Consider the following 23,369-nt stretch of genomic DNA (forward strand, 5'->3'; position numbering starts at 1 on the left):
CCTCGATCTCTTGCTCGCGGCACGAGCGGCATCGGCCTCGCCGGCGCGATGAGGACGGCGCGCCGCCGATCGCGCACGCCCAGACTGTCTCCCAGCCCTACATTGTCGCGCTGATGACCGAAGCGGCCGCACTGAAGTCCACGGACAAGGTGCTCGAAATTGGAACCGGTTCAGGCGCGCGGAGCTCAGTGAACTGCGCGGATCGGACGGCGGACGGGCTTCCGCATCACGCAGCCCGTGCACTTTCTCCGGGTCTTGCAGAGCATACGGTCGGAAGCTTGGACAAGGGAGCCGTGCCGCCGTCGAGATCGATCAGCGCATCAAGGGCCTCATTGAGCTCCGAGGCCACATCCGACTGCATGCCTTGCTTCGCGGACGCTACGAGGCGGTATGCGTCTAACGCCCACCGGCGGAGCAGATCTCGCTTCTGCTCCTCGCATAATGTCGGGTCGCGCAGAACCTCGCTCGGTCGCGTATAGCGATCGCAAGTTCGACCTGCACGCTCTCCTCGGCCGCTAGGCCTTTTGCGGCCGCAGGTTGAGGTGGCTTTCTGGCGACGGCACTCGCCGAAGCGCGTAGCGCGTCTTGCCGGTCGCCACACCCACTGCCGGATTGTCTGACATTTGGGGTCTTGTTCGGCATAGAATCCTCCCGATACAGCGGGAGCAGGGGTCAAATGGTATCAGTCCCAATACACCTCCAATGGCGTTGCGCCGCTGGGTGTCTGAGCCAAACGCCGGCGAAGGGCGACAAGCAACTAGTGAGCAGCCAAGGAATTTCAAGAAGGACACCAAGCCTCATTACTCCACAAGATTTCCGAAGCCTGAGGAGTTTGCCTGCAGAAACTTCTCGGGAGCGGGTTGGCTATGCCGTCAGCCGCCGTGCCTTTTGGATGAGCAACTGCCGCAGGCGTTGAGGGTCAGGCATCCCCACAGGTCCGTCGTCCCCAACATGATTGGGCTGCCATCCAGGACCTCTGAGGGCGCGTCCGCAGCGAGCGGCCCCTTCAGCCGCCGTGCGGCGGAGCCGTCTGCGAGTTGGCCCCGAATCCACCTAGGATCACGCGGGGGCGGGCGCCCCCTGCGCACCGGCAAATGATGGGTCCGCGATCCAGCCAAAGGTCACTCCTCATACTCTTGAATCGGTGTCGCCGTAGGCGGGTGCTCGCCGACGCCCCCCGTTACTACCCCCAACTTGTATCGTTGTGTTGGGCAAGAGCGAAACGCCCGGGCGGCCGGCAGGCACGGCGAGGAGCGCAGGATGCGTGAGGTGTAACTTAGCGTGCGATAAATTCGCATCTAGAATTTGCGCGGGTTGTCGTTCTAGGTCCTCGTTTGTCTCAGCCACAACACACAGTTCGTACGCGCGGTGCCGATTACTGTTCTCGGCCACGAATTCGGATCGGAGTTCGAGTCCCTCCCGCCATGCCAGATTGAACAGCCGACGGCATTAGGGACGACAAGGTGGGTGCAACGGACCAAGACAATCGATTGGCGGCGCGTCTTGCGCATTGTCTCACGGACGTGTATTACAGCCTCAGCAAGGCAGCGTGAAAAGCACGATTTTTCATAGGGTTACCTAGGAGTGCTTCGGAGGTTCGATCCCTCCCGCCCCAGCCAGATGTCAAGCTGTTGAGTTCATTCGGTAAGCAGTTTCACTTTGGGCGCGTTTGGAAACACAGATTTTAAGGCTCGGTCCAGAATCGAACTAAACGGCGTGGCCATGCTGGCTTATCTCCGAGGCTTCCATCCGAACATATACCGCGGAAGCTTGTCGGGCAGGCCTGTTTTGCCCTCATCGTAGAATAGGGTGCTACGGCGAACGAAGCGGACAACCGGTCCAGATGCGCATGTGCGGAATTGCAGCCGTGCCGCAGTCGGCCCGGCCGGTGGCCTCGGGCGCGGTCGTTGCCCCGCTACCGGGGACCATTACGACTGCAAATCGCGTGGCCTTCGTTTCCTTGGCCGACCGGAACGATATAGACCCCGCACTTCCTGCTGTTGAAAGAGCTCCGCGCAGACGCCACGCAGCCATTGGCTTGCCGGGTCATGATGGAAGCGGGCGTGCCAATATTGCTTCACCGTGAAGCCGGCAATCGGCAGCGGGCAGTCGAGCACGCGCAGTCCGTAATAGTGGGCCAGGGTTTCGCCAATGTGCCTTGGAAGCGTGGCGATCAGGTCAGTCGTCCCGACGATTGCGGGTAGTCCCAAAAAGCCGGGTAGCTCAAGCGCAACGTCAAGGACTATTTTCTGCTCCTGCAGCGCGCCCGCGAGCAACTGATGTCCAGTGCCGGAGCGAATGAGGACGTGTGCCTCACGCCTGAAATCCTTTGCCGTGATGCGGTTGCGGATCCGAGCATGTTTTGCGTTCGCAAGGCATACCCAATCCTGCGGAAACAGCGCCTGTTGGAAGTGTCCAGCATCGAGATCCGAGATGTAGCCGAGCGCCACATCGGCTTCACCGGATTGCAGCATGCGTGGGGTGTCGGCGCCGATCTGTGTCGCCTCGATACGAACGCCTGGGGCAACACGGCGGACGTGGGCGAGAATGGACGGAAGCAGCGTGACGTGGCTTCCGTCCGTCATGCAGATGGCAAAACGGCGCTTTGCGGTTGTCGGATCGAAGTCGGTGCGAAGCTCGGCAAGGCGACGCAACATTTCCAGCGCCTGCCTCGCGGTGCCGATGAGAGCCTCGGCGCGCGGCGTCGGCAGCATGCCCTTCGCTGACCGAATGAAGAGCGGATCGTCCAACTCCTTTCGCAGGCGCGCCAGCCAGATTGAAATGGTCGGCTGGCTTTGACCGAGCCTCTCGGCTGCTTTGGTGACGCTGCCCGTGGCGAACAGTGCGTCAAAGAGCCGGAGGAGGCGCGGCTCCAGCAGGCTCGTCTCGGAAAGGTCCTGATGCTTCATTGCGAACTACAATAATGGATATAAGGATCATAGCATATCCAAATACAGGGCAGCCTGCTAGCACGCTCCCGACTCCGAGAATGGCGCGGGAGAAGCGTTCGGATGAGGATCTGCTTTATCGGAGCGGGAGCCTTGGGCTCGACCATCGGCGGTACGCTGGCGCGCGGCGGGGCCGAGGTCTGGCTGATCGATCCGTTCCAGGCTCATGTCGACGCTATCAATGCCGGCGGCCTACGGGTGCTCGAAGTTGGCGCCGAGACCGTTGTGAAGGTCACTGCGTGCACTTCCGCGACCCAGGTTGGCGTAGAGGCAGACCTCGTCATTGTCCTCGTCAAATCCTACCACACGCGGGATGCCATCCGTGCCGCGGCGCCGATCATCGGGCCGCGGACGGTCGTGATGTCGCTTCAGAACGGTCTTGGTCACGAGGACATCCTGTCGGAGGAGGTTGGTCGTGACCGGGTCATGGCGGGCAAGACCTACGTCGGCGGTGTGCTGCTCGGCCCTGGTCATGTTCGTTCCGGGGTGCTCGGCAAGGAGACCATCATCGGCGAGCTTGACGGTCGCTTGACGGAACGTGCGCAGCTAATCTCCGGGACTTTTAATCGCGCCGGAATTCTCACGCGGCTCAGCGACAACATCTTGGGCACGATGTGGGACAAGTTGTTCATCAACGTCGCCGGAGGAGGAATTACCGCCGTTACCGGGCTGACTTATGGCGGCCTGTATTCGCTGCCAGTTCTGGAAGATTGCGCGCTGGCCGCAATCTCGGAGGGCATCGCGGTTGCGCAAGCTGCCGGCGTGAAGATCTCGATTACCGATCCGCGACGCGCCTGGACGATGGCGTCCGCCGGACTTCCGCCCGAGTTCAAGACGTCGATGCTGCAGAGCTTGCAGTCCGGCAATCTGACCGAGGTTGACTACATCCACGGCTCCGTCGTGCGTTGGGGCGCCAGGCTCAACGTGCCGACCCCCGTCAATTCCACCCTCGTCGCGCTGGTCAAAGGCATCGAATACGCCCGCAGCGACTATCCTGGAAGGTCTTGAGACAATGTCATTGCCCCGCGCTTATGTCGAACACGTCGCGATCCGTGTGCCGGACGTTGATCGTCACGTCGACTTCTTTCGTGAGGTGCTTGGTCTCGCCAATCGCGATGAGCAACCCGCCGATGGTACGCGCCCGCGTCAGGTTTGGGTGCTCGGAAGCGTGCAACTCATTGAAGATCCGAATTTCGTCGGACCAGAGGGGCGTCTCGCCCATCTCGGCATCATGGTCGACGATTACGAAGGTGTACTCACCCGTGCCGCCGCCTGGGGCGCCAAGGCGTTGCCCGCCGGGCCGAACTGGCTCGAGCTGCCGGGCGGGCTCAACGTCGAAATCTTGCAAGCCAGCGCAGGCGCCGTGGAAGCCGCCCTGGCGATCAATCCCCGTGCCTAGAGGAAGACGCGATATGACAGATGAGCGCTACTGGGACGATGCCAAGGTCGGCGATGAATGCGTTACGCCACCGGTGACGGTCACAGAAGGAATGGTAAATGCCTACGCCGAACTGACGGGCGATTTCACGCCGGTCCATGTCGACGAGGAGTACGCGAAGACAACGCCGTTCGGCACGCGCGTCGCGCACGGGCTGTTTGGTCTGTCGCTGGCCGACGGTTTGAAGACCCGTGCCTACTACCGCTTCCTCCCGGGAATGTCGCTGGGCTGGACGTGGGATTTCAAGCTGCCGATCAAGCTCGGGGACACCGTGCACGTGAAGTTCCGCGTGGGTTCAATGCGCGAGACAAAGCGGGACGGGTGGGGCATCGTGGTGCTGCCCTCGGAGCTGATTAATCAGCGCGGCGAAGTGGTGCAGCTCGGTGAGCATCGGCTGATGATTCCGATGCGCCCGAAGACCGGCGTCGCGGGAGAGCGCGCATGACCGCGCAAGATCTGCCGCTCAAAGGCGTCCGCGTCATCGACTACAGCCATTTCCTGGCCGGCCCGTTCATGGGCCGTTGCCTCGCCGCGATGGGCGCGGAGGTCATCAAGGTGGAGCGTCCAAAGGGCGGCGACGCAGGCCGGGCCCATGGATATTTCAAGGACGAACAATCCGGCTACTTCCTACAGCAGAATATGGGGAAGCAGGGACTTTGCATCGACCTGCGCGACAAGCGTGGTCTCGACATGATGATGAAGCTGGTCGACACAGCCGATGTCTTCATCGAGAATTACCGACCCGGCGCACTCGAACGTCTCGGGCTTGGTTACAAAGCGCTATCGGGGCGGAATCCGAAGCTGATCTATTGCTCGGTCTCCGCCTATGGTCACACCGGTCCCTATGCCGATCGTCCGGGCTTCGGCCTGATCGCAGAGGCGATGTCGGGGGCCCTGGCGCAATTGGGCAATCCCGGCGAAGCGCCGCCACTGCTGCGGATGCCGCTGGCCGATATGTACACTGGCATTCATGGCGTCGCTGCTATCAATGCGGCGCTGGTTGGCCGTGCGTCGTCCGGGCGCGGCCAACATATCGATCTGGCGCTGTACGATTGCATGGTCTCGATGCACGACTATGCGGTTCAGCGTTACTTCCTCTCGGGCGGCGCTGACCTGCCGAAGCAAACCGGCAGCGGACAGCCGGACTCGACCGTTTACGGGGTCTTTCCGGCCAAGGACGGCAATCTTGTCATCGCTGCGCAAGTCGATGATGCGTGGCGACGATTGGCGAGCCTGATTGGAGGAGACACGCTGGCATTGGACGAGCGTTTCGCCAAGCCCGCCGCGCGGAACGCCCATTATGCTGAAGCCATGGAGATTGTGCGCAACTGGACGCTATCACAGCCGTCTCGGGATGCGTGTCTTGCGGCACTCGAGGAAGCAGGTGTGCCGTCCGCTCCCGTGCAGACCATCGAAGAGGTCGCGAGGGATCCGCAGATCCATGCGCGCGGCATGCTGGTCGAGCAGGAGCATCCGGTGCTCGGCAAGGTAACGCTGCCGAACCTGCCGTTCCGGTTCTCCGATTGCGACACTACGGTGCGTACTCCGGCGCCACTGCTTGGGCAGGACAATCGCCGCATTGCCGCATCGCTGGGACTGTCGGCCGAAGCCGTCGACGCGATGGTGCGCGACGGCGTGCTTTACAACGAAGCTGCAGTGCGGGAGTGAGCGATGAGCGATCGTTATGCGGTGATTGGCAATCCGATCGGCTTCAGCAAATCACCCTTGATCCATGGCACTTTCGCCAGAATGACGGGACAGGATCTCGTCTATGAGGCGATCGAGGGACCTATCGATGGCTTCAGCCGACGGGTCGACCAATTCCGGACAGAGGGTGCCAAGGGGCTGAACATCACCGCCCCTTTCAAGCTCGATGCCTTCGCTTATGCAAATGAGCTTTCAGAGAGCGCCAGACGGGCAGGTGCCGCAAACTGCCTGAAATTCGAGGGCGACCGGATCATCGCCGAAAATTTCGACGGGGTAGGGCTGGTGCAGGACATCACTGCCAATCTCGGCGTCAAAATGGCCGGTCGGCGCGTCCTGATGCTCGGCGCCGGGGGAGCGGCGCGTGGCGCGTTGCTGCCTTTCCTGCGCCAGCAACCGTCCGAGTTGGTTCTCGTCAATCGAACGCTGTCCAAAGCCGTGGCATTGGCCGAAGAGTTTGCCGGCTGTGGTCCCCTGATGGTGAGCGGCTACGCTGAACTGGCGGACCTTGCCGAGGGCTATGACGTCGTGGTCAACGCGACCTCTGCCAGCCTGCGAGGTGAAATGCCGCCGCTTCCGGGGAATGTCTTCCAGGGCGCGGAGCTGGCGTACGAACTTGCCTATGGCAAAGGATTGACTCGCTTTCTGCAAGCGGCCCGCGCCGAAGGCGTGGCCAAACTGGCTGACGGCGTCGGCATGCTGGTCGAGCAGGCGGCGGAAGCCTTCGTCTGGTGGCGCGGCGTGCGACCGAGCACGGCCCAGGTCATCGCCGAATTGACTGTTCCATTGAGCTGACGGACGACGCCGACAATGCATCGCAAACCCGGCTTTCTCGTCGGCCTGATCGGCAGCGGCATCTCGGCGTCTCGCACGCCGCCCATGCACGAAGCGGCCGCCGACGCCGCTGGCATCCGCTATCTCTACAAGAAGATCGATCTGACCGAGTTGAACCTCGGCGTCGAAGCATTGCCGGAATTGCTCACGGCCGCAAGGCGGATGGGCTTTGACGGTTTGAACGTAACCCATCCCTGCAAGCAGGCGATCCTTCCACTGCTGGACGAGCTTTCGCCCGACGCCGAGGCGCTTGGTGCGGTGAACACCGTGGTCGTCAGGAACGGCCGAATGACCGGCCACAACACCGACTGGTTCGGCTTCGCGGAGAATTTCCGCCGCAACATGCAAGGTGCACCACTTGGTCGCGTCGTGCAATTCGGCGCAGGCGGCGCCGGTGCGGCGGTTGCTTTCGCGCTGATGAAGCTTGGCGTGCAGGAACTGACCATCATAGACGTCGACCTGGCCAAGGCGCAGAGCGTGGTCGACGGCTTGTCCTCTCGATTTGTAGAAGGGCGCTTGAGGGTCGGCCAGGATGTTGCCGCCGCCGTGGCGGCCGCAGACGGAATTGTCAACGCGACGCCGATCGGCATGGACAAATATCCGGGAACGCCGCTGCCGCTGGCGATGCTGTGTTCCGGTCTCTGGGTTGCCGAGATCATCTACTTCCCGCTGGAGACCGCGCTGCTGCGCGCGGCGCGGGCCCTCGGCTGCCGCACGGTCGATGGTGGCGGAATGGCTATCTTCCAGGGCACCGAAGCGTTCCGCCTGTTCACGGGCGTCTCGCCTGATCCAGACGTCTTCTTCGCAACTTTCGCATCCCTGGGAGGGTGACACCCGGCCGATGGGCGAGCGGCACGCACAACGCCCGAGAGGAAACGCAAGATGGGCTACACGCTCGATTTCTCGGTGGTTTGGCACGCAATGCCCGCGTTGCTGTGGGGTTGCGTGGGGACGTTGGGTTTGGCGCTTGCTGGCATGACGCTCGCAATGATCATCGGCGTCGCGGGCGTCGCGGCCCGCGATGCGAAGGCGGCCTGGTTGCGCGCCATCGTGATCGGCTTCGTCGAAATCGTGCGCAACACGCCGTTCCTGGTGCAGATCTTCTTTCTGTTCTTTGCACTGCCGCTCGTCGGGGTAAAGCTCAATCCGACCGCCACGGCCATTATCGCACTCGGCGTCAACGGAGGCGCGTACGCCATCGAGATCATCCGCGGCGGCGTGCAATCGATTCACAAAGGGCAAATCGAGGCTGGCTACGCGCTCGGACTGCACAAAGGGCAGGTATTCCGTTCCATCGTACTCAAGCCCGCGCTTCGCGCGATCTATCCCTCGCTCACGGGACAGTTCATCATGCTGACGCTGACCTCGTCGATCTGTTCGGCTGTGTCGGCTTACGAATTGACGTCGGTCGCGCAGCGAATCGAAAGCGACACATTCCGCAGCTTCGAGGTCTATTTTTTCGTCACTTTCCTCTACCTCGCGATCTCCTGGCTGCTGATGGCGGGCTTCGCAATCATCTCTCACCGCTTCTTCTCATATCCGACGCGCTGAGGAGCACAGATCATGACACCGCATTTCGGCGTTCCCGAGTTCGGCTTCCTCCTGCGTGGTCTGCAATGGACGGTACTCCTGACGCTGGTTGCATTCGTCGGTGGCTGTACCGCCGGCCTGGTCGTCGCATTGTTGCGCACCTGCGGTCGCACGACCGTGGAATGGATAGTTCGGATCTATATCGGAATCTTCCAGGGGACACCGCTGCTGCTGCAACTGTTCGTGGTGTATTACGGCTTGGCGCTCCTCGGATTGAAGCTGTCAGCATTCGTTGCGGTCGCGATTGGGTTCACCGTCAACGCCTCGGCTTTTCTGGGCGAGATCTGGCGCGGCGCAATCCAGGCCGTGCCTCGCGGTCAGACCGAGGCCGCGATGGCGCTCGGTCTACACTATTCCGCGCGCATGCGCGACATCGTGCTGCCGCAAGCCATTCGCATCGCGCTGCCGGCGACCATTGGCTATCTCGTGCAGCTCATCAAGGGTACCTCGCTCGCTGCCATCGTCGGCTTCATCGAACTCGCCCGCGCGGGTCAAATCGTATCGAACCAGACCTACCAGCCGTTGCTCGTCTTCGGTGTGGTCGGCGCGATGTATTTCATCCTCTGCTGGCCACTCTCGTGGTGGGGCAGTCGGATGGAGGCCAGGCTCGCCCTGGCCGGTCAAAGGTAGGTTCGGCGCACCTACTCAATCAAATACAGCCATCACCAGGAGGAGATACTCATGTTGTTTTCGCTCAATCGCCGCCAACTCGGCGTTACGCTGCTGACGCTGTCGGCCATCGTTGTCGCAGGCGGCTCGCAGGCGGGCACTCTGGAGGACGTGAAGAAGAAGGGCGTCGTCGTCATCGGCATTCAGGGCGATAATCCGCCCTGGGGCTATGTCGATAGCTCAGGAAAGCAGGATGGGATCGATGCCGACATGGGGCGTGCCTTCGCTGAATATCTCGGCGTGAAGGCCGAGTTCGTCGCGCTGGCGGTGGCCAATCGTATTCCGGCGCTGACCACAGGCCGCGTAGACATTCTGTTCGCGACCATGGCCATGCTGCCCGAGCGTGCGAAGGTGGTACAATATTCCAAACCCTATGTTGCCAATCAGATTACACTTGTCGCTGCCCAGGCAACGCCGATCAACAGTAACGCCGATATGGGGAAGTACGTTATCGGCGTCCCACGCTCCTCCACGCAGGACACCCAGGTAACCAATAATGCTCCTGCGGGCGCCGAAATCCGCAGGTTTGATGATGACGCGGCCACGATCCAGGCACTGCTCTCGGGTCAGGTGCAGGCGGTCGGGGCAAACAGCTTCTACCCGCAGCGTCTGAACGCTGCAAAGCCGGAACTTGGGTTCGAGCCCAAGCTTCACTTCACCGCCTTGTACAACGGGGCCTGCACGCGCCTCGGAGAGAAGGAGTGGAACGAGACGGCGAACAAATTCGTCGACCAGATCAAGTCCAATGGCAAATTGGCCGCTTTCTACGCCAAGTGGATGAAGGCGCCCGTGCCGGTCTTCCCCGACTCGGTCCCCGGCGTTCCGTTCACAGTTCAATAGTCACTGCAAGCGGCCGACGCGCTGGGCGCGTTGGCCGCCGTCCGATAACGGAGGCCGAATCCATGCAGGACCAGATCCTGATCGAAATGAAGGGCGTGCAGAAATGGTACGGCGGGTATCAGGCTCTCCGCAACGTTGACCTCACTGTGCGCAGAGGGGAAAAGATCGTGCTTTGCGGTCCGTCCGGTTCGGGCAAGTCGACGCTGATACGCTGTATCAACCGCCTGGAGGCAATCCAGCAGGGCAGTATCGTGGTGAACGGTCATCGGTTTGACGACAGCGTCAAAGCCATCGATGTCGTACGCCAGGACGTCGGCATGGTCTTTCAGAGCTTCAACCTTTTTCCGCATATGACGGTCTTGCAGAACTGCATGCTCGCGCCCATTCGCGCGCGCCGCATCAGCAAGACCGAAGCGGAGGCGAGCGCGCGAAAATATCTCGAGCGGGTGCGCATTGGCGAGCAGGCCGAGAAGTATCCGGCGCAACTCTCGGGCGGTCAGCAGCAACGTGTCGCGATCGCGCGTGCTCTCTGCATGCAGCCCAAGGTCATGTTGTTTGATGAACCGACTTCGGCTCTCGATCCGGAAATGGTCAAGGAAGTGCTCGACACGATGATCGGCCTCGCCAACGACGGCATGACCATGATTTGCGTCACCCATGAAATGGGTTTTGCCCGCCAGGTTGCCGACCGTGTCATCTTCATGGCTGAAGGGCAGATCATCGAAGAAGGTGTGCCCGACGCTTTCTTCCGCAATCCGCAGCACGCTCGCACCAAGCAGTTCCTTGGCGAGATCCTCGCCCATCACTGAACGGAGTTATTCCATGAGCCGTCTTGTCTACGTCCTCAACGGGCCAAATCTCAATTTGCTTGGCAAGCGTCAGCCCCACATCTATGGCCACGAGACGCTTGCGGATGTGGAGCGAGATTGTCGGGGGCTAGCCACGGAGCTGGCTCTGGAGATGCGCTTTCACCAGTCGAACAGGGAATACGAGCTGATCGACTGGATCCACGAGGCGCGCGAGACGGCTGTCGGCATCGTCATGAATCCCGCGGCTTTCACCCATACCTCGGTCGCCATCCTAGACGCTTTGAACACGTTCGAGGGGACAGTAATCGAGGTGCACATTTCCAATGTGCACAAGCGCGAGGAATTCCGCCACCGCTCGTTCGTTTCCAAACGAGCTGATGGCGTTATTGCAGGCTTCGGCACTCAGGGTTATCTGCTCGGTTTGCGTCGGTTGGCCAAGCTGCTCGATGAGAAGGGATAGAATCGTATGAGTGCACCCGTCCGCCTGACGGTCATGGGAGCGGGTCTCATCGGCAAGCGACACATTGAACATATTCTCGCGCGGCCGGAGGCGGTCTTATCGTCAATCGTCGATCCGATGCCGGTTGCACGGGAGTTGGCGGTATCGCTCAAGGTGGACTGGTTTTCGTCCGTTCAGGACATGATCTCTGAAAACCGGCCGGAGGGGGTGGTTGTCGCCACCCCCAACCAGATGCACGTGGCCAACGGCATGGATTGTATCGCTGCGGGCATCCCGGCGCTGATCGAGAAGCCGTTAGCGGATGATATCGTGGCGGCACAGACGTTGGTCGAAGCCTCCGAGCGGGCGGGCGTGCCGCTGCTAACCGGCCACCACCGTCGCCACAACCCGATGATCCAGCGCGCCAAGGCGGAGATCGACAGCGGCCGGCTCGGTCAGATCGTGTCAGTGCATGGCATGTTCTGGCTGATCAAGCCGGACGATTAATTTGAGGTGTCCTGGCGCCGCGAGAAAGGGGCGGGGCCCATTTTCCTGAATCTTATCCACGATGTCGACCTGTTGCGGTATCTGTGCGGGGATATCGTCGCGGTACAGGCTGCCCAATCCAATCGGCTGCGTGGAAATGCCGTCGAAGAGACCGCGGTGATCATCCTGCGCTTCGCTTCCGGCGCGCTGGGGAACGGTCAACGTCTCCGATACCATCCAGTCGCCTTGGAGCTGGGAATTTACACTGGGGAGAATCCGGCCTACAGCCATGCGCTGGAGACCTGCTACCAGATTGGCGGCACGAGGGCATCGCTGGCTATTCCGCAACTCGATCTGTGGCATCACCCGAGCAAGGCCAGCTGGTGGGCGCCGATCGAGCGCGAGCGGCTGAGGTTCGAGAAAGAAGACCCGCTTGGCCTGCAGATCGCAAATTTCTGTGGCGTTATCCGCGGCACGGCCACGCCTGTGGTGAGCGGGCGCGAAGGGCTAAAAACGCTCAGGGTGATCGACGCGATCAAGCGCGCAGCGGAAACCGGAGATCTCGTGTCGTTTTGACTCTGGTAAGCACAGGTGTCTACGCTGAAGTATCGATATTTTATTTGGCGAACCATCAAGGTGCCGCTGATAGACAATGCTGGGAGCACTATGATCCTGCGACGAAGGCCCGTTTTCGGCCGGATAAACCCAGTGGTGCGATTGGTAAGTCATTGATTGTTCTCTACCCGTCGCTATCTCTTAATCAGCGGGTCCCAGGTTCGAGCCCTGGTGCGCCCACCAAATAAATCAAGACCTTAGCAAGAGAAACCGTTTGAGACCGACGGACTAAAACGGTTTTTCAAACGGTGTTCTTGACGGCCAGCCGGCGAGTCCACTCTCGGCATTGTGATCTACTCTGTCCGTCTCGACGGAGGCCAAGGCGACTCGAAGGCCGTCCGGCAGAACCACTTCCTTGATGTTGTATGTAGATCAGAGCCGCCCGACATAGCCGGCATTTTTCCACTTCTGTTCAATTTCATCAGCGACGCATTGGGCAGCCGCGCAGCGCCTCCACCGAAATAGTGCTTGAAGTCGATGTGAACTCTTATGTTGTCTGGCCAATAAGCCGCCATGCGGTCATAGAGGAGAACCGATCCGGTCTCGAAGCGCCGATAGACCGATTTGTGCATCGGCGATTTTGATTCCGCCATTCGGAGGTTCGATCTCTCCCGCCGCAGCCAAGCAGTCACTCAATTATAGAGAGTGGGACCGTATTGGCTGAAAGTGCCGCATTTTACGGGATTTTTGTGCGGCTCTCTAAAGTCTCTGCTCCTCTGAAACCGGCAACCTTGGCGAGAAGTCGTCGAAAGTCTCCAGCCCAAACCGCAGAAATTACCTTTTTCCGTGGAGACGATTGGCAGAGACCGGTTCGATCACCACTGGACAGTGGGGGTGGCAGTGAATTTTGACGGTTTCAAACCGCTCGACGACTATTGGCTCTGCGATGGCGATAGCTATTCTGCAGAAGCGGAAAACGGAACTCGAAATTGCTAAACGGCTCTGTCGAACGATTGCTATCGCATGCGCGGCAGGGCTCACAGGGGACAGTGGTGATGCGACAGCGCGTTCGCTTTGAAAGCGAGTGCAACCACACCCTTTAAATTGATCACTTCTCTCTCCAGAGGCATACGTAGCCAAGCGCGCATTCACGCTTCGCAGTCGATAACCGCTCCGAGTGGGGGCAAGTGGGACGGTCGGTAAGGTTCATGAGCATACTGAACCAATCTCATTATATACTGTCGAGCCGCGGAAGCCCTTCCCACCAGCACCGATCGTGTCCCGTGGCGTGGTGTAGCTGGCGGCGGGTCACCGCGTTCGCCGGCTGGAGAGCCGGGCTGGTCAGCTGGCGATAGCCGTGATGCTGACGCTCGGATCATCGCTCAACGGCGCGATGGTTTCCAGTGCCATGTAGCGGGCACGCTGGACGGCCCATTCATCATTCTGTTCGAGCAGGATCGCGCCGATGAGGCGAGTGATGGCGTCATCGTTGGGGAAGATGCCGACCACCTCGGTCCGCCGTTTGATCTCGCCGTTGAGACGCTCGATCGGGTTGGTCGAGTGCAGCTTGGTCCGATGCTGTGCGGAAAGGTCATGTAGGCGAGCACATCGGTCTCGGCCTCGTCGAGGAAGCCGGCAAGTTTGGGCAGCTTGGGGCGGAGCTGGTCGGCGACCTTGCGCCACTGGGTTCGCGCGGCCTCGGCGTCGTCCTGGGCAAACGCTGTGGCGATGAAGGCGGAGACGACGCGCCGCCCGCTCTTGCCGGCATGCGCCAGCGCGTTGCGCATGAAGTGGACGCGGCAACGCTGCCAGCTGGCATCGAGCACCTTGGCCACGGTGGGCTTGATGCCTTCGTGGGCGTCGGACACGACCAGCTTGACGCCGCGCAGGCCGCGGCGGGCGAGCTGGCGCAGGAACGCCGTCCAGAACGTCTCGGCCTCGGAAGGGCCGATGCCAATGCGGAGGACCTCGCGTCGGCCGTCGCTATTGACGCCAACCGCGACAATCACCGCGACTGAGACGATGCGGCCATTCTGGCGCACCTTCACGTAGGTGGCGTCGATCCACAGATACGGCCAGTCGCCCTCGATCGGACGGGCGAGGAAGGCCTTCACCTTGTCATCGATCTCGCCGCACAGCCGGCTGACCTCGCTCTTGGAGATGCCGGTCATGCCCATGGCCTGGACGAGGTCGTCCACCGAGCGGGTCGAGACGCCCTGCACATAGGCTTCCTGCACCACGGCGGTGAGCGCCTTCTCGGCCATGCGTCGCGGCTCCAGGAAGCCCGGGAAGTAGGAGCCTCGCGCAGCTTGGGAATGTGCAGCTCAACCGCGCCGGCGCGGGTCTCCCAGATCCGGTCGCGGTAGCCGTTGCGCTGGGCCAGGCGTTCGGGGCTCTTCTCTTCGTAGGCCGCCCCGGTCTGGCCTTCCACAGCTCCATCAGGCGCTGGGCGGCAAAGCCGATCATCTCGCGCAGCAGATCGGCGTCGGGGGTCTTCTCTACGAGCGTGCGCAGGTTCATCATGTCTTCGGTCATCGGTGGTTCCTCGGTTGCGTTGGCGTGTCGCAACCCGATCCTACCGGAGAACTGCCGGTGACCACCGCAAAGCTGCCCGCCCGCTACGGCGCTATTTGAAGGCGCGCATCCGGGCGGCTTTGCTCTACCGAGCTACACCACCACCGGGGACACGACCCCAGCAACTAGTAAGTGCTGGCAATATTTCAGAATTATAAGTAGCGTCGCGGCAAGAAAAATCGCGATGGCCGCCCGGTCAACGCAAGTTAAAAATGGGGAGATTCAAATGCTTTTGCTGAAAGCCGCAGTTGCAGCCGGTCTAGTCATCACAGCTTTTACGGGCGCTGCGCTTGCGCAGAGCAAGCCGCCGGAAATCAAGATCGGTATCACCACTTTCCTGTCGGGACCGGCTTCCGTATTCGGCGTACCGGCAAAGGCCGCGGCCGAGATGATTGCAGAAGACCTCAACAAGAAGGGCGGAATCGGCGGTGTACCGGTAAAACTGTCTTTCATCGATGAAGGCGCCGGCGGCGAGGCATTGGTCTCGAACTACCGGCGCATGGTGCAAGACGAAAAGGTCGACGTGACTTTCGCCTCCATCTCCTCGGGCAGCTGCAATCAGCTTGTCCCGGTCGCCGAAGACCTCAAAGTCATGAACTTTATGTGGGATTGCGGTGCGGCTTCTATTCTGGAGACGAAGAAATATCGCTACAATTTCCGCACGCAGGCTAACGGCACGCCGGAGATGCTGGCGGTGCTCGTCTATCTCCTTAAGACAAAGCCCGACTTTAAGACCATCGCGGTCGTCAATCAGGACTACGCGTGGGGCCGCGAAAGCTGGGAAATCTTCTCCACCGCATTGAAGGCGCTGAAGCCCGACGTTCAGGTGTTGGCGGAGCTTTTTCCGAAGTTCGGTGCGCCGGACTATTCCACCGAAGTTTCGCGCTTACTGGCATTGCGGCCGGATGTCGTTCTAACCACCTCCTGGGGCGGCGATCTCGACACGCTGGTCCGTCAGGCCGGTCAACGCGGCCTGCTGCAACAGTCGACCTTCGTGTTGGGCATCGGCGAATCCTCGATCCAGCGACTGGGCAAGGATCTGCCGGAAGGCCTGATCGTCGGCGCGCGTGGCGATCATTGGTTCCTGCATCCTGAAAAGAAGAACGATCCGGCCTTCAAGGCGTTTGCCGAGGCATTCAAGGCAAAGACCGGCGCCTGGCCGATTTACCCCGTCTACCACATGGCGCAGGCTTTCACGGCGCTGCAAGCTGCCTATGACAAGGCGATCAAGGCCAATGGCGGCAACTGGCCGACACGGGAGCAGGTCGTAGACGCAACCTCCGGCACCGAGTTCGCGACCGGTTTCGGCCGGCCGGTCACGCTGAGGCCCGAGGACAACCAAGGTCTGGAAGCGCAGCTCGTCGGCGTCACCAAGTCTTTCCCGGGCTATGACTTCAAACTGCTCGACAACATGATGATCTTTGATCCGAAGGTGATCACCAATCCGGCGGGCGTGCGCTCGGTCGAGTGGCTGAAGACGCTCAAGCCGGAATTCGTTAAAATGGACGTTCCGACCTTCAAGCAGTAGGCCAGATCATCGTCCTCCGGGCAAAAACCGCAGGACGGCTTTCCTGAAGGTCTCCATGAATTCGACTCTCGCCATATTGGCCGTCCTTGACGGGATCAGTTACGCCGCCTTGGTGTTCCTGGTTTCCGTCGGGCTGAGCCTGATTTTCGGTGTGCTTCGCGTGGTGAATGTCGCGCACGGGTCGCTTTATGCCTTTGGCGCCTATCTCGCCGCGACGTTGAGCCTCGTGATTGCGCAGGTGTCGCCGTGGCTTACCTATCCCGCATTGCTGGTTGCCTCCATCGTCATAGGGTTTGTGTGCGGCGGTTTCATCGAGCGCTTCCTGTTGCGGCCGCTTTACGGACGAGACGACGTGTTGCAGCTCCTGATCACCTTCGCGGCCTTCATGATCATGGACAATCTGCAGCGTCTGATCTGGGGCGTGCAGCCCATCTTCGCTGCTGAGCCCTTGAAGCTGTTGCCGAACATCAGCGTATTCGGCGTGAACTATACGTCCTACCAGGTCATCCTGCTTCCAGGCGTGGCAGTCGCGACGCTGTTCGGACTGCGTTACTTCTTGCGGAAAACTCTTGCGGGAGCCGTGATTCTAGCAGTAACCGAGGATCGGGAGGCGTCAACCGCCATCGGCATCGACGCCCAACGCGTCTACTCTATTACGTTCATCATCGGGGCGAGCCTGGCGGCGCTCGGCGGCGCGCTTGCTTCGCCGACCACGTCGCTGGTGCCCGGCATGGGCGCGGACATGATCGTGCTCTCGTTCGCGGTGGCAGCCACTGCGGGTCTGGGGCAGATCGAGGGCACCGCCCTTACGGCCCTTATGATCGGTTTGACCCGCGCCTTCGTCATCTATCTGCAGCCGGAGTTCGAAGTTCTCGTACCCTATCTGCTGATGGTACTGGTGCTTCTGGTGCGCCCGTTCGGACTGTTCGGTACGTTGCAGATGAGAAAAATCTGATGGCGGGCCGTATCAAGCCGATCACGGCAGTCGCAATCATCTTGTTTCTGGCCAGCGCGGTACTGCCGCTCTTCGTCGCGAGCTGGGCGACGTTATTCGCGCTCATCCTCGCCAAGGGCATCGTGGTGCTCGGCATCGTCCTGTTGCTGCAGGCGGGACAAGTATCGTTCGGACACGCGATGTTCTTCGCCACCGGCGCCTATACCGCGGCGTTCTGGGGCAAGTACATCGGCGGCGGCGATATCCTGATCTTTCTCGCGCTGGGAGGCATAACCTCTACCGTTTTTGGCCTGATCGTCGGCCTGTTCGTGGTTCGCTACAGGGAAATTTTCTTTGGAATGCTGAACCTGGCATTCTCCATGGTCTTGTGGTCGCTGCTCGAGAAAATGTTCCACTACACTAACGGCGCGGACGGCATCCGGGTCGCCCGTCCTGGCTTGTTTGGATTTTCGTTCACGCCGGAGACGTTCCAATACGTTATTCTCTACGTGAGCCTTTTGGTCGCGATTGCTGCCTTCTACGGCGTGCAACGCTATCTCGACAGCCCGCTCGGTCACATGTTGCGGGCAATGAAATCTAACGAAACCAGGCTCGAATATCTTGGCATGTCGGCGCGGCGCGTGCTGCTCATCGGCTACGTGTTCTCCGCATTTCTCGGCGGCATAGGCGGCACTCTGGTATCGATCATTCAGCAGATCGCGACCCCCGAATTCGGCTTCTGGACCAAGTCCGGCGAGTTCGTGTTCATCGCGATCCTCGGTGGCAGCGCCCATGCTTTCGGTGCGTTTGCAGGCGCGGCGATGTTCGAATGCGTACGGTTCTATGCCGCGGCGCATCTGGCGGATTCTTGGCAGCTCATTCTCGGCGTCGTGCTGGTCGTCATCATTCTTTACGCGCCGAACGGCCTTATCGGCCTCCGCCAGCGCTACGGTCAATCCGGGCGGGGAGGGCATTAATGGCCAACGTCCTGCTTTCTGCCAAGAACATCAAGATCCGGTTCGGCGGCGTCATCGCCGCCGATGGCATCGACCTCGACGTCCTGGAAGGCGAAAACCTTGCCATCATCGGGCCGAACGGGGCCGGCAAGACGACGTTCCTCAACATCTCGACCGGTTATCTTCGGCCGCAAGCCGGCACCGTTACCTTTCTCGGCCACGACATCACCGCGCAGCTGCCACGTACGATCACCAGGCTCGGCATTGCCCGCGCCTTCCAGATACCACAGCTGTTCCTCGACCAGACCGTGATGGAGAACATGTTGATCGCGGCCGCCTCCCTGCGAGGCCGTCCGTCTGGTTTCCAGGCTCTTTCTCTCATGCCGGAAGTGCCGGAAATGAAGCGGCTGCTGGATCTCGTCGGTGTCAAATCGTATGCGGAACGAACGGCGCGCGAACTGCCCGAGGGGCAACGCAAGCTGGTCGATATTGCACTCGCGCTCGCGCTGAAGCCAAAGCTCCTCCTGATGGATGAGCCGACTTCGGGCGTCGCGTCATCAGAGAAACTCACCATCATGGACATTCTAACCACGGCGCTGGCAAAGGAGAAAGTCACCTCGGTCTTCGTCGAGCACGACATGGATATGGTGGAGCGCTATGCCAACCGCGTCGCCGTGTGGAATGTCGGCAAGATCCAGATGGTTGGGACGCCGGCTGAGGTTCTGGCGGACCCGAAGGTCCGGGAACAGGTGATCGGGATATGACACCGATGCTGAGTTTCGAGAATGTCAACGTCGCGATTGCTGACGCGCCTGTGTTGCGAAATGTGAGTTTCTCGCTGCTGCCGGGTGTGAGCGCAGCGCTTATCGGGCGAAACGGCGCCGGCAAGACCACGACCGTGCGCACTATCATGGGCTTCACAAAAGCGAGCGGCACCGTTCGTCTGGGCGGCGAAGATCTTGGAGCGATCGCGCCGCATCGCCGGCCGTCGCTGGGTCTTGGCTACGCGCCTGAGGACCGGCGTCTGTTTTCCGCCTTCACCGTCGAAGAAAATATTTTGCTTCCCGGTCGTGTCGCCAAGCTGAATCCGGACGAGACGCGGCGGCGGCTGGAGCGAGCGTATTCGGTGCTGCCGGAACTCAAAGAGCTTGCCAAACGTCCGGCGGGATCGGTCTCGGGCGGCCAAGGCAAGATGGTGGCGCTTGGGAGGGCGCTTATGCTTGGTACCCGGCTGCTTATCCTGGATGAGCCATTTCAGGGTCTCGCGCCTGTGTTAGCGCAGCGATATGCGGAAGCACTCCGGCGGCTTCGTTTGCAGGATAAGGACATTACGCTGCTGATCACCGAGTCGAATCCAAAGCTGCTCGAAACCTTTGCCGACGTGACGCTTACCATTGAAAGAGGTGAGATCGAGGCCCGCCAAGCTAATTGAAGACGCGGTGGAGGAGCCGCCGGCCTAAGCAGACCTCGGCGGTTTACCGATTCAGCGTCCGCTCTGCCACGTGATCGTGGCACTCTGTTTCGACCGTTCCTCGTAATCGTCGCGATTCAGATCGACCGTCGTTGGATTTCGGGCACGTCGGCTTAGTGCAGGTGTTTTAGTTTGTCCGCAGGGGCTGGCCGTCACATGGTCGCGGCCCGCTTCAGCCGCCCAGTTGAACAACCCCGAGGCGGCCTTGCGCATATGACGTGCGTTGCTGACGGAGGGCTTGCCGAACTTGCCCGCGACGATGTCATTCGAGAGTGTCGCGATGTCATGCTTCGTCACCTGGCGCTGACGCACCATGAATTCATGGAAATGGTCGAGATTATCCGCGCTCTCGGCAATTCGTATCGCCTGGCTGCACTGGAGCCAGGAAGCGGCTTTCTCTACGGACGCTTCACCTTCAATTTCTGCCGGGTCGTTGTGTCGTGTGTCGCGCGGTAGGCGGCACTTCGGTGGCGCCCGGGTGTCGAGCATCTACGGCAGCGACCGTTTGCTGTGCGTGCCCATTATGGTTCAACCCGTGCAGACCATCGTGCGAGGCCCATGAACTGCCTCACGCGAAGGATCGGATCAGATATCGCAGGTCTGGTTGGTGTGGGGAAAGACGGTAGCACCTTAGTGACTCGAACCCCCGACAGATCACCGCATAATCTAATACGCTTACCCTCGCAGGCCTCGGCTGCTCCGCCGCAAGTCCAAGATCCCACTGACGCGCCGAGCGCCGTTATCCCTCGCCGCCGCCGCAACGAAACGCAACGAATTGGGTGAAACTAGCGTGAACAAAACGGGACGGAAGCACCTGCCGATGAGAGAAAGATCAACAACTTAGAAGATGTTCACTGCGTCCGGGACGCAGGGGTCGCAGGTACAGAAGGCGCCGCCGAGCAATTTACATTTCGTCTGTAACCTGTTGATTTCGATAGTGCTGTTGTGACGGCGTTTTACAGCTAAGTAGCTGAAAGTTATTGTGAAAGATGAGACTCTTAACCTGCGGGTCCCAGGTTCGAGCCCTGGTGCGCCCGCCAAGCATAAGCCTTCTTCTTCAAGAACTAACGAGAAGGGTCGCCGAGAACAAAACGGGTCTCGTGCGACGTTTTGTTGTCGGAGGTTTTGCGGTCGGATTGCTGCGCGACTTTCCTTTGTTTCTGTCCCGTCGCCGCAGGGGACCGCTGCTGCAGAATCGGTTGGTATCGTCACAGGATGCTGCCCAACGGGCTAAATGACGCCGTCTTTGCGCATTCGTTCCAGCGGGCTCCTGGAGCCCGAGAAGTCACCGAGTATCTCTCGGTTTCGTGTCCCGATGGCTTCGCCAAGCCAAAGAATTTCTCCAAGGCGTCGCGGCCCCGTGCGCATTCGCTTGTTCGCCGGGGCAGGTGATCGGGGAGCGACGTCAAGGCGCTGCCGGGGGGCGTCGCCGCGGTCGATGTCGACGCGGCCACAGGGCCAACCGGGATCGTTACCCGCGAAGAGCTCCAGCGCGAGTCCGATCGCGCAGCCGGCATCGTCCGCAAGGCCGGGCCGCGCCCTGACAGTGCCTTGGGCGCGGCGGCGGACGTGGTCGAAACTGCAACCGGTATTCTACCTGCTAGCCGATCATTGAAGGCCAGCACTTGGTCGCGAAGCGATCATCTCGCCTCCGGCTTTGATGACGGCTGTCAGTGTCACGCATCTTGCGGCGCGGCTGCTCCGGCGGTCCGCCGCCGTGCCGGCAGGAAACACCCGGCAACCGCGCCGGCCAGCGACAGCGTTGCGGCAAGGCTCATCGCCGCGGCGAATCCGCTCTCGAAATGCGCGGCCGAATCGACCCCGCCATGCGCCGAGAAGTTCGCCACCAGCGCGGCGATGCCGAACATGCCGCCGAGGAAGCGACCCATGTTGAAGATGCCGGACGCCTTGCCCATTTCGGCCACCGCGACCGAGCTCAGGATGGCGTTCTGTGCTGCCGGCATCGCCATCGAGACGCCGACGCCGGCCAGCACCAGCGGCGCGACCAGGGCGGAGTAGGTAACCGCAGTGCTCACGAGCTCCGCGATCCAGCCAAGTCCGATCGCCTGCATCAGCAATCCCGTCACCACTAGCGGCCGCTCGCCGAACCTGTTGACGACCGCGCCGGCGATCGGGGCGGTGACGAACAGCGTCGCGGTCCAGGGCAGCAGGCGAAGTCCGGCGCCGAAGGCGTCGAAGCCCAGCGCGGTCTGGAGGAACTGCGGCAGCAGGAACAAGACGCCGTACATCGCGGCGTAGAACAGCACGCTGGCGGACATGCCGGAGGCAAGCGCCCGCGATGCAAACAGCCGCATCGGCACCATTGGCGCGGTCGCGCGCAATTCCCAGAGAACGAAGCCGGCTGTGAACACCAGGCCTGCCATCAGCGCGGCCATGATTTCGGCGCTCGCCCAACCCACGGCGTTGCCGCGCAACAGACTCCACACCCACGCCAGCGCCGCAAGCGCGACAAGCGCCAGTCCGGGGATGTCCAATGCGGCGGCCGGGCCGAAGCTTTCGCGCAAGCGTGCCAGTACCAGGGCGATCGCGATCAGGCCGATCGGCAGGTTGATCCAGAACACCCAGCGCCAGCCGAAATGTTCGGTAATGAAGCCGCCGATGGCGGGACCGATGATCAGCGCGCAGCCGGTGATGCTGGCGAAAATGCCGAGCGCGCGGGCGCGCTCCTCGCGGCCGAACGTGCCGCTCAGGATCGCCATTGCCAGCGGCATCACCAGCGCGGCGCCGGCGCCCTGCAGCGCGCGGGCGGCGATCAGAGCGGTGGCATTGCCTGCGAGCGCACAGGCCGCCGATGCAACGACGAACAGGGCGAGCCCGGCCGCGAACATCCGGCGGCGACCGAAGCGGTCGCCGAGTGCGGCGCCGGTCAGGAGCAGCACGGCAAAGGTCAGATTGAAGGCGTTGACGGTCCATTGCAGCGTCTCGACCGGGCTGCCGAATTCGGCGCGGATGGTCGCGAATGCTGTCGTGATGATCATGGCATCGAGCGCCATCATGAAGGATGCCAGCGCGGTGACGCCGAGCACCCAGTTCTGCGCGGCGCGATTGATCGGGGTCTGCATCGCCCTGTCTCCGTGTGTCGCGCCAGCCTGTCGCGGCGCGTTCTGCGGGCTAGACGAGGGCTGAGCGGCAAAGGATGCGCCCAATAATAATTTGTTCCGGGCCGCATCCTTCGCCTGCCGGCAAACGTCCTAGGGGTGATGCGGCCATTTGCCCGATTTTGAGCGAACCAGGTCGCGACATCAGCAAGGAGCGCGCGATGAGAAGGACGTTGATCAGGTACAAGGCCAGGCCGGAGCTGGCCGATCGGAATGCCGAGCTGGTTTCGGCCGTATTTGCCGAATTGAAGGCGGCCGGCCCGGACGGCGTGCGCTACCTGACGCTACGGCTGGAGGACGACACCTTCATCCATCTTGTCGAGGCCGCGGCCGAAAACGGCTCGAGCCCGATTCCGAAACTCAAGGCATTTCAGATGTTCCAGGACGGCATCCGCGACCGCTGCGCGGAGCCGCCGCTGGTTCGTGATGTGAGGATCGTCGGCAACTATCGTATGCTGGACGAGTCCTGAACAAG

The 23,369-nt window shown here is 61.2% G+C and carries 23 protein-coding genes and 1 pseudogene; 20 read left to right on the plus strand and 4 right to left on the minus strand.

The window, feature by feature from the left end:
* Nucleotides 1-113: 113 nt before the first annotated feature.
* Nucleotides 114-479 (plus strand): hypothetical protein, encoded by a 366-nt coding sequence (locus AB3L03_RS27355; protein ID WP_368507313.1) that lies wholly within the window; start codon nt 114-116, stop codon nt 477-479.
* Between the two features lie 1,449 nt (nt 480-1,928).
* On the opposite strand, the gene AB3L03_RS27360 is transcribed toward AB3L03_RS27355, so the two are convergent.
* Nucleotides 1,929-2,909, minus strand: a complete 981-nt coding sequence (locus tag AB3L03_RS27360) for a LysR family transcriptional regulator (protein WP_085350533.1) — start codon at nt 2,907-2,909, stop codon at nt 1,929-1,931.
* Nucleotides 2,910-3,011: 102 nt separating this feature from the next.
* Here AB3L03_RS27360 and AB3L03_RS27365 point away from each other — a divergent pair, with 102 nt between their 5' ends.
* From AB3L03_RS27365 to AB3L03_RS27425, 13 genes are all read left to right on the plus strand, one after another.
* Nucleotides 3,012-3,956 carry a ketopantoate reductase family protein gene (locus AB3L03_RS27365; RefSeq protein WP_026234030.1) on the plus strand — a complete coding sequence of 315 codons (945 nt, stop codon included), beginning with the start codon at nt 3,012-3,014 and terminating at the stop codon, nt 3,954-3,956.
* 4 nt (nt 3,957-3,960) lie between these two features.
* Nucleotides 3,961-4,347, plus strand: a complete 387-nt coding sequence (locus AB3L03_RS27370) for a VOC family protein (protein WP_026234029.1) — start codon at nt 3,961-3,963, stop codon at nt 4,345-4,347.
* Nucleotides 4,348-4,360: 13 nt separating this feature from the next.
* Entirely contained in the window at nt 4,361-4,831 is a 471-nt protein-coding gene (locus tag AB3L03_RS27375) for a MaoC/PaaZ C-terminal domain-containing protein (protein ID WP_018460428.1), read from the plus strand.
* A complete protein-coding gene (locus tag AB3L03_RS27380) occupies nt 4,828-6,054 on the plus strand; it encodes a CaiB/BaiF CoA-transferase family protein (protein ID WP_018460427.1) in 1,227 nt (408 codons plus the stop codon). Before AB3L03_RS27375 ends, AB3L03_RS27380 begins: the two co-directional genes overlap by 4 nt.
* A 3-nt stretch (nt 6,055-6,057) precedes the next feature.
* Nucleotides 6,058-6,885, plus strand: a complete 828-nt coding sequence (gene aroE, locus AB3L03_RS27385; protein WP_018460426.1) for a shikimate dehydrogenase — start codon at nt 6,058-6,060, stop codon at nt 6,883-6,885.
* Between the two features lie 15 nt (nt 6,886-6,900).
* Nucleotides 6,901-7,755 carry a shikimate dehydrogenase gene (locus tag AB3L03_RS27390; RefSeq protein WP_247299819.1) on the plus strand — a complete coding sequence of 285 codons (855 nt, stop codon included), beginning with the start codon at nt 6,901-6,903 and terminating at the stop codon, nt 7,753-7,755.
* A 51-nt stretch (nt 7,756-7,806) separates the two neighbouring features.
* The gene (locus tag AB3L03_RS27395) at nt 7,807-8,475 is read left to right on the plus strand and encodes an amino acid ABC transporter permease (protein WP_007601261.1); all 669 of its coding nucleotides are present in this window, start codon (nt 7,807-7,809) and stop codon (nt 8,473-8,475) included.
* Between the two features lie 12 nt (nt 8,476-8,487).
* A complete protein-coding gene (locus AB3L03_RS27400; RefSeq protein WP_018460423.1) occupies nt 8,488-9,144 on the plus strand; it encodes an amino acid ABC transporter permease in 657 nt (218 codons plus the stop codon).
* A gap of 51 nt (nt 9,145-9,195) precedes the next feature.
* Nucleotides 9,196-10,023 (plus strand): transporter substrate-binding domain-containing protein, encoded by an 828-nt coding sequence (locus AB3L03_RS27405; RefSeq protein ID WP_368507314.1) that lies wholly within the window; start codon nt 9,196-9,198, stop codon nt 10,021-10,023.
* 62 nt (nt 10,024-10,085) lie between these two features.
* Nucleotides 10,086-10,832, plus strand: a complete 747-nt coding sequence (locus AB3L03_RS27410; protein ID WP_368507315.1) for an amino acid ABC transporter ATP-binding protein — start codon at nt 10,086-10,088, stop codon at nt 10,830-10,832.
* 13 nt (nt 10,833-10,845) lie between these two features.
* Nucleotides 10,846-11,292, plus strand: coding sequence for a type II 3-dehydroquinate dehydratase (gene aroQ / locus AB3L03_RS27415; RefSeq protein ID WP_018460420.1), 447 nt, complete (start codon nt 10,846-10,848; stop codon nt 11,290-11,292).
* 6 nt (nt 11,293-11,298) lie between these two features.
* The gene (locus AB3L03_RS27420) at nt 11,299-11,778 is read left to right on the plus strand and encodes a Gfo/Idh/MocA family protein (protein ID WP_368507316.1); all 480 of its coding nucleotides are present in this window, start codon (nt 11,299-11,301) and stop codon (nt 11,776-11,778) included.
* 6 nt (nt 11,779-11,784) lie between these two features.
* Nucleotides 11,785-12,333 (plus strand): Gfo/Idh/MocA family oxidoreductase, encoded by a 549-nt coding sequence (locus AB3L03_RS27425; RefSeq protein ID WP_368507317.1) that lies wholly within the window; start codon nt 11,785-11,787, stop codon nt 12,331-12,333.
* Nucleotides 12,334-13,653: 1,320 nt separating this feature from the next.
* On the opposite strand, the pseudogene AB3L03_RS27430 reads toward AB3L03_RS27425, so the two are convergent.
* Nucleotides 13,654-14,847, minus strand: a pseudogene (locus AB3L03_RS27430) (IS256 family transposase).
* Nucleotides 14,848-15,070: 223 nt separating this feature from the next.
* Between AB3L03_RS27430 and AB3L03_RS27435 the strand changes: the two are divergent.
* The 5 genes from AB3L03_RS27435 to AB3L03_RS27455 all read left to right on the plus strand — a co-directional run bounded on the left by AB3L03_RS27435 (nt 15,071) and on the right by AB3L03_RS27455 (nt 19,736).
* Complete coding sequence (locus tag AB3L03_RS27435; RefSeq protein ID WP_240544008.1) at nt 15,071-16,414, plus strand: ABC transporter substrate-binding protein; 1,344 nt, start codon at nt 15,071-15,073, stop codon at nt 16,412-16,414.
* Nucleotides 16,415-16,490: 76 nt separating this feature from the next.
* Nucleotides 16,491-17,369 carry a branched-chain amino acid ABC transporter permease gene (locus AB3L03_RS27440; protein ID WP_338014231.1) on the plus strand — a complete coding sequence of 293 codons (879 nt, stop codon included), beginning with the start codon at nt 16,491-16,493 and terminating at the stop codon, nt 17,367-17,369.
* Entirely contained in the window at nt 17,369-18,325 is a 957-nt protein-coding gene (locus tag AB3L03_RS27445; RefSeq protein ID WP_085359164.1) for a branched-chain amino acid ABC transporter permease, read from the plus strand. The genes AB3L03_RS27440 and AB3L03_RS27445 overlap by 1 nt, the downstream gene beginning before the upstream one ends.
* Nucleotides 18,325-19,068, plus strand: coding sequence for an ABC transporter ATP-binding protein (locus tag AB3L03_RS27450; RefSeq protein ID WP_018460416.1), 744 nt, complete (start codon nt 18,325-18,327; stop codon nt 19,066-19,068). The genes AB3L03_RS27445 and AB3L03_RS27450 overlap by 1 nt, the downstream gene beginning before the upstream one ends.
* 5 nt (nt 19,069-19,073) lie before the next feature.
* Nucleotides 19,074-19,736, plus strand: a complete 663-nt coding sequence (locus AB3L03_RS27455) for an ABC transporter ATP-binding protein (protein WP_039801403.1) — start codon at nt 19,074-19,076, stop codon at nt 19,734-19,736.
* Nucleotides 19,737-19,787: 51 nt separating this feature from the next.
* On the opposite strand, the gene AB3L03_RS27460 is transcribed toward AB3L03_RS27455, so the two are convergent.
* A complete protein-coding gene (locus AB3L03_RS27460) occupies nt 19,788-20,264 on the minus strand; it encodes a hypothetical protein (RefSeq protein WP_368507318.1) in 477 nt (158 codons plus the stop codon).
* 1,187 nt (nt 20,265-21,451) lie between these two features.
* On the minus strand, nt 21,452-22,858 hold the full coding sequence (locus tag AB3L03_RS27465) for a DHA2 family efflux MFS transporter permease subunit (protein ID WP_368507319.1): 1,407 nt from the start codon (nt 22,856-22,858) through the stop codon (nt 21,452-21,454).
* A 197-nt stretch (nt 22,859-23,055) separates the two neighbouring features.
* Between AB3L03_RS27465 and AB3L03_RS27470 the strand changes: the two genes are divergently transcribed.
* Nucleotides 23,056-23,364 carry a hypothetical protein gene (locus AB3L03_RS27470; protein WP_368507320.1) on the plus strand — a complete coding sequence of 103 codons (309 nt, stop codon included), beginning with the start codon at nt 23,056-23,058 and terminating at the stop codon, nt 23,362-23,364.
* Nucleotides 23,365-23,369: the final 5 nt, after the last annotated feature.

Origin of the sequence: Bradyrhizobium lupini (assembly GCF_040939785.1) — a bacterium.
Classification (GTDB): Bacteria; Pseudomonadota; Alphaproteobacteria; order Rhizobiales; family Xanthobacteraceae; genus Bradyrhizobium; species Bradyrhizobium canariense_D.

What these genes read in the sequence shown, in the direction of transcription:
- AB3L03_RS27400 (WP_018460423.1), top strand. Translation starts at nt 8,488, where the DNA reads ATGACACCGCATTTCGGCGTTCCCGAGTTCGGCTTCCTCCTGCGTGGT.
- AB3L03_RS27465 (WP_368507319.1), bottom strand. Translation starts at nt 22,858, where the DNA reads ATGCAGACCCCGATCAATCGCGCCGCGCAGAACTGGGTGCTCGGCGTC.
- AB3L03_RS27445 (WP_085359164.1), top strand. Translation starts at nt 17,369, where the DNA reads ATGGCGGGCCGTATCAAGCCGATCACGGCAGTCGCAATCATCTTGTTT.
- AB3L03_RS27455 (WP_039801403.1), top strand. Translation starts at nt 19,074, where the DNA reads ATGCTGAGTTTCGAGAATGTCAACGTCGCGATTGCTGACGCGCCTGTG.
- AB3L03_RS27435 (WP_240544008.1), top strand. Translation starts at nt 15,071, where the DNA reads ATGGCCGCCCGGTCAACGCAAGTTAAAAATGGGGAGATTCAAATGCTT.
- AB3L03_RS27410 (WP_368507315.1), top strand. Translation starts at nt 10,086, where the DNA reads ATGCAGGACCAGATCCTGATCGAAATGAAGGGCGTGCAGAAATGGTAC.
- AB3L03_RS27395 (WP_007601261.1), top strand. Translation starts at nt 7,807, where the DNA reads ATGGGCTACACGCTCGATTTCTCGGTGGTTTGGCACGCAATGCCCGCG.
- aroQ (WP_018460420.1), top strand. Translation starts at nt 10,846, where the DNA reads ATGAGCCGTCTTGTCTACGTCCTCAACGGGCCAAATCTCAATTTGCTT.
- AB3L03_RS27405 (WP_368507314.1), top strand. Translation starts at nt 9,196, where the DNA reads ATGTTGTTTTCGCTCAATCGCCGCCAACTCGGCGTTACGCTGCTGACG.
- AB3L03_RS27450 (WP_018460416.1), top strand. Translation starts at nt 18,325, where the DNA reads ATGGCCAACGTCCTGCTTTCTGCCAAGAACATCAAGATCCGGTTCGGC.
- AB3L03_RS27460 (WP_368507318.1), bottom strand. Translation starts at nt 20,264, where the DNA reads ATGCTCGACACCCGGGCGCCACCGAAGTGCCGCCTACCGCGCGACACA.
- AB3L03_RS27355 (WP_368507313.1), top strand. Translation starts at nt 114, where the DNA reads ATGACCGAAGCGGCCGCACTGAAGTCCACGGACAAGGTGCTCGAAATT.
- aroE (WP_018460426.1), top strand. Translation starts at nt 6,058, where the DNA reads ATGAGCGATCGTTATGCGGTGATTGGCAATCCGATCGGCTTCAGCAAA.
- AB3L03_RS27370 (WP_026234029.1), top strand. Translation starts at nt 3,961, where the DNA reads ATGTCATTGCCCCGCGCTTATGTCGAACACGTCGCGATCCGTGTGCCG.
- AB3L03_RS27380 (WP_018460427.1), top strand. Translation starts at nt 4,828, where the DNA reads ATGACCGCGCAAGATCTGCCGCTCAAAGGCGTCCGCGTCATCGACTAC.
- AB3L03_RS27420 (WP_368507316.1), top strand. Translation starts at nt 11,299, where the DNA reads ATGAGTGCACCCGTCCGCCTGACGGTCATGGGAGCGGGTCTCATCGGC.
- AB3L03_RS27390 (WP_247299819.1), top strand. Translation starts at nt 6,901, where the DNA reads ATGCATCGCAAACCCGGCTTTCTCGTCGGCCTGATCGGCAGCGGCATC.
- AB3L03_RS27375 (WP_018460428.1), top strand. Translation starts at nt 4,361, where the DNA reads ATGACAGATGAGCGCTACTGGGACGATGCCAAGGTCGGCGATGAATGC.
- AB3L03_RS27360 (WP_085350533.1), bottom strand. Translation starts at nt 2,909, where the DNA reads ATGAAGCATCAGGACCTTTCCGAGACGAGCCTGCTGGAGCCGCGCCTC.
- AB3L03_RS27365 (WP_026234030.1), top strand. Translation starts at nt 3,012, where the DNA reads ATGAGGATCTGCTTTATCGGAGCGGGAGCCTTGGGCTCGACCATCGGC.
- AB3L03_RS27470 (WP_368507320.1), top strand. Translation starts at nt 23,056, where the DNA reads ATGAGAAGGACGTTGATCAGGTACAAGGCCAGGCCGGAGCTGGCCGAT.